The sequence below is a fragment of the Moorena sp. SIO4E2 genome, assembly GCF_010671945.1.
Classification (GTDB): Bacteria; Cyanobacteriota; Cyanobacteriia; order Cyanobacteriales; family Coleofasciculaceae; genus Moorena; species Moorena producens.
The window spans coordinates 1-7,535 of record NZ_JAAHIE010000371.1; the positions used below are offsets into that span (position 1 = coordinate 1).

Consider the following 7,535-nt stretch of genomic DNA (forward strand, 5'->3'; position numbering starts at 1 on the left):
GGTGGCGAAGAGTGGGGTAGATAATTTATCCTGAGCAATAGTAAGCTATTTTCCTACAGGATTTCCCTCATAAATAGCGTAAAAATCCTCCTCCTTTTATTGAAAAACTCCGACAGTTTAAAGCTGAAAAAGAGGCTGCCTATCAAAACCAGACTAAAACAGTAGAGGCTAGTTAATGGCAATTAACTATCTAAAAGCGCGGGGTCGCACCGCCAAATTAGCTAGTAGCAGGAAAACAGCCACCAATGAAGTGAACATCGCTAAAGGTTTCAATCCACAAACGAGCGCCACAATCGAGAGGCTTGTCCGGCTGATACACAATCCGACATGGACCGAGGATTTCTACCTGGTTGCCATAGAGATTGTTGCCGCTGCGTTTGACCGAAATCACTGGCTGACGCTGTTGGGGAGGCTTACCATTGTTGGTGCCAATCCGATTGCGGTTGACATTAATCTTAGCTAGAGCCGGAGCACGATTTTTGCGCCATTTGCCCTTCGGGCCACGACTGCCTTTGGTAATTTGGGGCAGACCGTTGACCAGAGGAATAATCCAGAATTTACCACTTTTATAGGCACCACGAACCCGACCGGCGTCGAGGAGTTGTCGCAATCGTCGAGAAGAAATACCAAGGAGAGCAGCGGCTTCAGTGGTACAAACGCACTTGTTCATAACTAGCTCCTTAAACTCTACCGATACTTGTACTATAACAGAAAACCTAAAGATTTAGACCAACTTGAGATAAAAATCTGGTCTGTACTGGAAAAATTGATCAAAGCCCTTGACAAGCTCAAGGGGTATTGGAATAATGTTGATTTTTATTTAGCAAAAAAAAAATCTAAAAAAATGATGAAGAAATGATGCCATGGGAAAGACTATGACATTGAATGGAATGGGTTCAGTTTGCCATTAGTTGTTTCTTCAGGGATTTATGTTTAATTAAACTCACTCAGGTTATCGTTTTGAGTAAACCAATGGAGGAGATGCTTCAGATGCTAGTGGAGATTATTGTATGGGAGCCGGCAGCACCACTTGGTGACCGGATGCGTCAGATATTGATTGCTAGCTTATCAATTCCAAAAAGACAAGTAATTAGAGCATCTGCGTAAAGATTAGCTTTCCTGTCTTGATGCATTCTTGATGCATCAAGACAGAGAACTTCGGATCACAGGGTGACCGAATTTTTATTGCGTAAGTCCTGTAATAATTGGTATAGCAATCCGAAAAAGGGTTATAGCAATCGCTAATCCCGCTAGATTTTATCAATCATATCGGATTGCTATATTACTGCCGAAAAGTGATATAATCCACAAGAGTAAATTTAGAGTAAATTTTTCCCCATATCCATGACCATATCTCTTAATGTCAAAAACTTTGATGCCTCCGAGTATTTAGCTCCTTATGAGCCTAAACGAGTGCGAAGGCCGATTTATCTGAAGTTTAATGAAAATACCTGCCCTCTCGAAGCTGATTCCCAGGAGTCTGTACTGGCAAGTGGCTTTAGAGCGTTTGCCAGACTGGCGCTTCGGATGAATGTGAAAGACTTTTTAGCTCTTGGCACAGGTAACGGACTAGATGCGTTAGGTGCAATTGAAATCTTTGACCTAGATTCAGTAACTATTACAGATGTGCTGCCAGAAATTGTTGCTGCTGCACGAGAGAATGTTGAGTTGCATCTAGAGCCGGGAACTAAAGTAAAAATCTACGATTATGTCGGTAGTTTGCTTTCCTGTATTCCAGCGGAACAGAAATTTTCCCTGATATACGAGAACCTTCCTGTACTGCAAAAGCCGCAAGACGTAGATTTGAAAGAGGGAATAAATTCAACAATATTCTTCGATAGGGAACAGGGGGAAGTGCCGGAGATTTTAGACAGTTACTTGCTTGGTTCTCACTATCTTTGCTTACAGCAAGCTTATGAACGATTGTACCCAGGAGGAGGCGTCATAACCGGAATTAGCGGACGAGTGCCACTAGAAATAGTCTTCAATTTACATCAAACTTGTGGTTATACTCCCGAACTAATAGTATTTGATGTAAAAATTCAGAGTGCGCCGGAAACAATTTTGCCTGGATACTCTCAGGTAGAAGAAGAGAAAAACATAGAATTTAAATACTATGCCACTGAGGCGATCGCCATTGTAGAAGCAGCTCGACGTGAAGGATTAGAAGGACAAGAAATACTTAACGCCGTACAATCGGATATCGATCGCTATGCTATGTCAGCCAAGGAAGCTTGGCATCAAGTCCGCAAAGGCAAAAAAATTGCCCAAGGTGAGTGGATGGTTTTTGGCAAGCGTTAGTCGGAGGCCAGAGGTAAGTTCTAGAATCTACTAACAGGAGAAAAGTTAATGGTGCCAGAGTTTTTTCGCCCTCAAATAAACCATAATCCTCTGTTTCCCAATCCGACCCTTTTGGATGTTACATTACGGGATGGAAGTTTTGCCGTTAACTTTCAATGGCAGGAGTCTTCAATTAGGCGTATTGTTCGCGCTCTAGTCCAGGCAGGTTTTTCTTTCATAGAACTTGGTTATTATGGAGGAATGTCAGATTTACAAAAAATCCATGGTATCGATTCACCAGGGATTACAAGTGATTTTCCCTTAAGTCTGGCTCAAGAATTAACCTCGGAATATCCAGATGTCAATTTTGCGCTGATGATCCATCCCACAGGACTGAATAAAAACCCTGATTTTGAAAAAATTAAACAATCCGGGATTTCTTTATTGCGGTTTGTTTATTTACCGAATTGGTGGGAGCAGTTAGAAAAACACATTCCAGCCGCCAGAGCAGCCGGTCTATCTATTTCAATCAATCTTGTTTGTTCCTCAAGATATAGCCAAGACGAACTTGAGGCAAACTGTGACAAACTGGTTAAAAAACTATCTCCAAACCTGATTTACTTAGCCGATACTTGTTCAGCTTTCTATCCTAGCCAACTGAAAGCTATTTATAGTCATCTCAGGTCAATCATCGAGGTTCCCCTAGGATTTCATGCCCATGATTTTCTTTCACTAGCATTTGCTAACTCCTTAGCAGCTGCTCAGTCAGGAGCAACATATATAGACTCTTCCATTTTAGGACTGGGACGGAGTGCAGGCAATCTCCGTTCAGAATTGTGGTGTCTTTCTGCGATAGCCCAAGGCTATCAAGACTATCATTTAGAACCATTACTAACAGCAATTGCAGAGATAGGTAAATACAAGAGCATTCCTCAAGCAGAGGATCTGCTATTTCAAACTGTTGGGGCTTATAATTTAATTCCCCCTGAAGATGAACTCTTACATGAAATTGCCCAAGATCGAGGGTTTACAAATAGTTTAGCTGCTTCGAGGTTTACTCAAAATTGGAGTAAAATTCAAAAAAACTTTCAGTCGCTCCATCAATTACTATAAATTGCCGGATGGAAATTAAACAAGTTGGCATCATTGGTGCAGGAGTAACTGGCTTGGTCACGGCAAAAACTTTCTTAGAAGAGGGTTACCAAGTTACAGTATTTGAGAAGCAAAAGGGACTTGGTGGGGTTTGGGAAAAGTCACGGACTTACCCAGAACTGACTACTCAAACCCCCGGTAATATCTACTCTTTTTCCGACTATCCCATGCCCCAATCTTACCCGCTGCGACCAACGGCGGAACATATAAGGGATTACTTAAAATCCTACGCTCAGCACTTTGGTGTTTTAGATAGAATTAAGTATGGGGCTAATGTAATTAAAGTTGAAAAACGGACTGACAATCAACCAGGATGGGAAGTTAAGGTCAGGTTTCAGGATGAAAATGAGGGACAAATCAAAGATGTAAAGTACTTCTTTGATTTTATAGTCGTCTGTAACGGTGTATTCAGTACGCCCAAAATGCCTACTTTACCCGGTGTGGAAGAATTTAAGGCTAATGGTGGAGTAGTGTTGCATTCCACCGAATTCAACGATGCTTCTGTGATTTCGGGTAAGCGCGTCGCCGTGGTAGGTTTTGGCAATTCCTCTGCTGATATCGCCGCCTATGCTGTGGATAAAGCACAAGAATGTACTCTCATTTTCCGTAAAACCACGTGGAAGTTACCTGAGTATATTTTAGGTTTGTTCCACGTCCAGTATATTGTATTATCCCGTTTTTCTCAATTTGTTCATGGGGCTGAAAGTCCACTGTATCAGATCCCAAAGCCTTTATCGTGGGCTTTTTGGCGGCTATTAGAAATTTGTCTCCGCCTTCAATTGCGTATTGATAGTTGTGGAATGCGTCCCGAACAAGCCATTGATAAATTAGTGAACTGTCGTTTGTATATCAGGCTATCTAGTGTAGACTTCTACAAACACATCCGCTCTGGCAAACTCAAAACTAAGAAGACGGAAATTGCACGATTCGTTCCGGGTGGTGTCAAACTGGCAAATGGCGAAAGTTTGCAGGCAGATGTGGTTATTTTCGGGACTGGATTTCGTAAAGACATTCCTTTTCTTTCACCGGAATACCGCCAAAAGATACTTGATGACCGGGGACTTGTTTTAATGTACCGCAACATGATACATCCTGACATTCCTCGGATGGGTTTTAATGGCTACAACGGCGGAATATTTGGTTCTTTAATGTCAGAGGTGAGCGCTCGTTGGTTAACGGAGTATCTCAAAGGGAATCTGAAAGTACCTTCCCGTCAACAGATGCTAGAGGTGATTGAAAGTACCTATGATTCCATAGATCCTAACAAATGTATACCTCAGTCGATGTTTAAACCGATCGATCAACTGATTACTGACTTGGGGGTTAATCCTCATAGATACGGCTGGAATCTAATTGCCGAATATTTATTACCGATTAACCCTTCTGGTTACCATAATCTCCAACAGGAATTGTTAAATAAAAATAATCAAATGGAACACAAATAATGACTCAGAATTTGTTAGATATCGATAAGAATATACGCTATCTTGAAGCCCACCAACAAGCGTTTAAAATACCAGATATTTATCCTCTGGAACTCTTCAAGCATTTGGTGGAAAAAGCAGGGGGTTACACAATTGAGTGTTCTTGCAAAATTGCCGGAGATCAGCTTTATCCTGCTCGCTTTAACCTCTGGTTTCGAGATCGGCAATATTTTCCTAAGGAAATCAACGGGGTGTTGGAGTTCTTCCGAGCAGTGGAAGCAATGGATAAGGCACAGTTAGATTATAGTCTCTTCCAGAAATTTTATAGCGATCGCTTTGATTGGAGCAAAGTCAAAAAGATTGCTGCTGGAGTCGATTTGCGCCCAGAAAAAGCCAATTCTCGGTTAAAAATCTGGTTTATTATTGAGGACTATCCAGAAAAGCTGGAAGCAGCAATATCTCTCCATGGAGAAAGGGAAGATGTGCGCACATTGATTGTGAATAACAAGCTGCTCATCGGTTTTGATTTTTTCTTAGATGGTCATAGCACCATCAAACTTTATCCTGAAATTGACTCTAAAGAATGGCAGCAGGTAGATGTGCAACAGAGGCTGAGGAAAGTTTTGTCACCCCAGGCTCTGCAACTATTAAATGCTTGTGATGAACTGACAGTTGCCTTTAGTAAAGGTAATCAAGATAAAACCTTGCATTTGGATTTACTTGATGCTAACAACTTTATCAATAAGTTAGGGCATGAAATGGCAAGTAGAGTCCATGCTCATTATCAGGGTAAACAAGTGGAACGTATTCATGTATCCTTGAGCGAACGGGAATTACTCGCTGGGTCAATTGAGAACCTGAATATGTATTACATGATGCCATAGTACCGAGAGTTTATATTACCCAGGCGTGTAGCGATCGCTCTTTTGTTATGAATCAATATATCGATAGCATTCTCACCAGTTTTCAAACCAATTTCAAGGGTTATCCCACATCTGTGGCAACAGACATTTCTCGAACAGACCTCGTAGATTTGTCTATTGGCGAGATTCAGCTTGACCAGCCTAACTGGATTAAAGAGCTAATTTTAACTAGTATGAAAGAAGCACCGTTAGGTTATGTTGATTCCCAAGGGATGAAAAGCTTACGCTCTGCATACGCCAGTTACCTCTTCAAAGCAGGCAATAGCATTAATGAAGAGAAAATATTGATTACATCTGGAGCCAAAGAAGCTTTGTGGATGGCTTTTTTGATTAGCTTGCAGCCAAAGGATACAATCCTTTTACCAAAACCTGGCTGGTCTCCTTATTATATGTGGGCGCAAGCTTTAGGAGCAGTAATTCGCACCTACGATCCCAGAGATAAAAACGTCGCCGATGTGATTATTAATGAAATTTCTACTTACCAACCCTCCGTTTTAGTTGTGAATTTTCCTAACAATCCCACGGGTGCAGAAATATCTCAGATAGAACTTAATCGAATAGTAAACAGGGCTCAAGACTATCAGGTTAAAGTTATATCGGATGAGGTATATCGGGTTTTTGCTAGTACAAAGGAATCAGCAGCTACTATTTTAGGGAGAATTAATTCATCTCAAAGCCAAAACTTGATCCATGTTGATTCCATGACCAAAATGTTAGGTTTGGGAGGTCTGAGAATTGGTTTTTTTGTTTCTGATGAAAGCACTATAGATAAAATACGAAATTTTCGCGCCAGTTATGCTTCTTGCGTTAGTTCACTTGCCCAGTGCGCTTCAGCTTCAATTCTTGAGGATGAGCGTTTAATTAATCATATCCAAGCTTTAGTTAGGGTGACGAAACAAAATCTTAAATCTACAGTTGACCAACTATTGAAGCATCAGTATCCTGTTGAAAGTTCTGGTGCTGTTTATGTTTGGGCTAAGTATCAAGACTCAGAAGCTACAGCGGCTCCTAGCAAACACATTATTATAAATGGCCGCCATGTAAAAGCCGCCCTTGGTAGTATATTTGGAGCGCCAGAATATTTCCGTTTGTGTCCTGTAAGACCGCAATATCTGCTCAACTCTATTTTATTTTAGATTAACCCATTTCAATTAACCCAGTAATTAGTTAATTTTCAATAAAAATACTACCACAAGCCTAAAAGTACTGGCGATTTTTCTGGGGGATTAAATGGGGCTAGCCAATTAGCAATTAGCCATAATTTTTGGTTAATTGCATAATTGAGATGCCCCCAACTAACATTCACTTATAGACTTTACTTATAGACTTTAAGCATCTTAAGGCTTTTTCAGTGGCATCAGGCATTAATCTTATAGCAACTTCCTTGAAAATATTTGAATATAATGTTATTGATTGATAGCAATGAATAAGTTGAATATCCCTCAATTGAGGAAGGTCTGGTTTTAATTTATTGAGCTGCTCTATCTCTTCTATCTGACTGATATTTAAGATATTTAAAATAAAAGGAATCGGATAATTATAAGCAGATGGTATATGTGCAATTTTAGTTTTAGTTTCCTGAATTGCTCGGCTCAAAGCTAATTGATCTTGCTGTTTAAATCTGCTCCATTCTTTATGCCAAGTTTCAAATAGAGTATTGCCATCATAATTATTTCTCCAAAGTATTAATCCACCGTTAAACTGAACAGAATCAGCAGCACAAATTTTTGAGGTATAAGTTCTTTCTACTTGCTCG

General features: G+C 40.5%; 6 protein-coding genes and 1 pseudogene. 5 read left to right on the forward strand and 2 right to left on the reverse strand.

From position 1 onward, the window contains the following. Nucleotides 1-217 precede the first annotated feature (217 nt). On the reverse strand, nt 218-670 hold the full coding sequence (locus F6K37_RS27515; RefSeq protein WP_287253576.1) for a helix-turn-helix domain-containing protein: 453 nt from the start codon (nt 668-670) through the stop codon (nt 218-220). A 674-nt stretch (nt 671-1,344) separates the two neighbouring features. Between F6K37_RS27515 and F6K37_RS27520 the strand changes: the two genes are divergently transcribed. From F6K37_RS27520 to F6K37_RS27540, 5 genes are read left to right on the forward strand one after another with little or no spacing between them, the layout of a single operon-like run. Then, the gene (locus F6K37_RS27520; RefSeq protein ID WP_287253578.1) at nt 1,345-2,301 is read left to right on the forward strand and encodes a hypothetical protein; all 957 of its coding nucleotides are present in this window, start codon (nt 1,345-1,347) and stop codon (nt 2,299-2,301) included. A 48-nt stretch (nt 2,302-2,349) separates the two neighbouring features. Further along, entirely contained in the window at nt 2,350-3,393 is a 1,044-nt protein-coding gene (locus F6K37_RS27525) for a hydroxymethylglutaryl-CoA lyase-like TIM-barrel protein (RefSeq protein ID WP_287253580.1), read from the forward strand. An 8-nt stretch (nt 3,394-3,401) separates the two neighbouring features. After that, nucleotides 3,402-4,877: a flavin-containing monooxygenase gene (locus tag F6K37_RS27530; RefSeq protein ID WP_287253581.1), complete on the forward strand. Its 1,476-nt coding sequence runs from the start codon at nt 3,402-3,404 to the stop codon at nt 4,875-4,877. Next, the gene (locus tag F6K37_RS27535; protein ID WP_287253583.1) at nt 4,877-5,740 is read left to right on the forward strand and encodes a LynF/TruF/PatF family peptide O-prenyltransferase; all 864 of its coding nucleotides are present in this window, start codon (nt 4,877-4,879) and stop codon (nt 5,738-5,740) included. The genes F6K37_RS27530 and F6K37_RS27535 overlap by 1 nt, the downstream gene beginning before the upstream one ends. 47 nt (nt 5,741-5,787) lie before the next feature. Beyond that, entirely contained in the window at nt 5,788-6,915 is a 1,128-nt protein-coding gene (locus F6K37_RS27540; protein WP_287253585.1) for a pyridoxal phosphate-dependent aminotransferase, read from the forward strand. Nucleotides 6,916-7,081: 166 nt separating this feature from the next. Here the strand turns inward: F6K37_RS27540 and F6K37_RS27545 are convergent. Further along, a pseudogene (locus F6K37_RS27545) lies at nt 7,082-7,535 on the reverse strand (hypothetical protein); the annotation flags it as partial.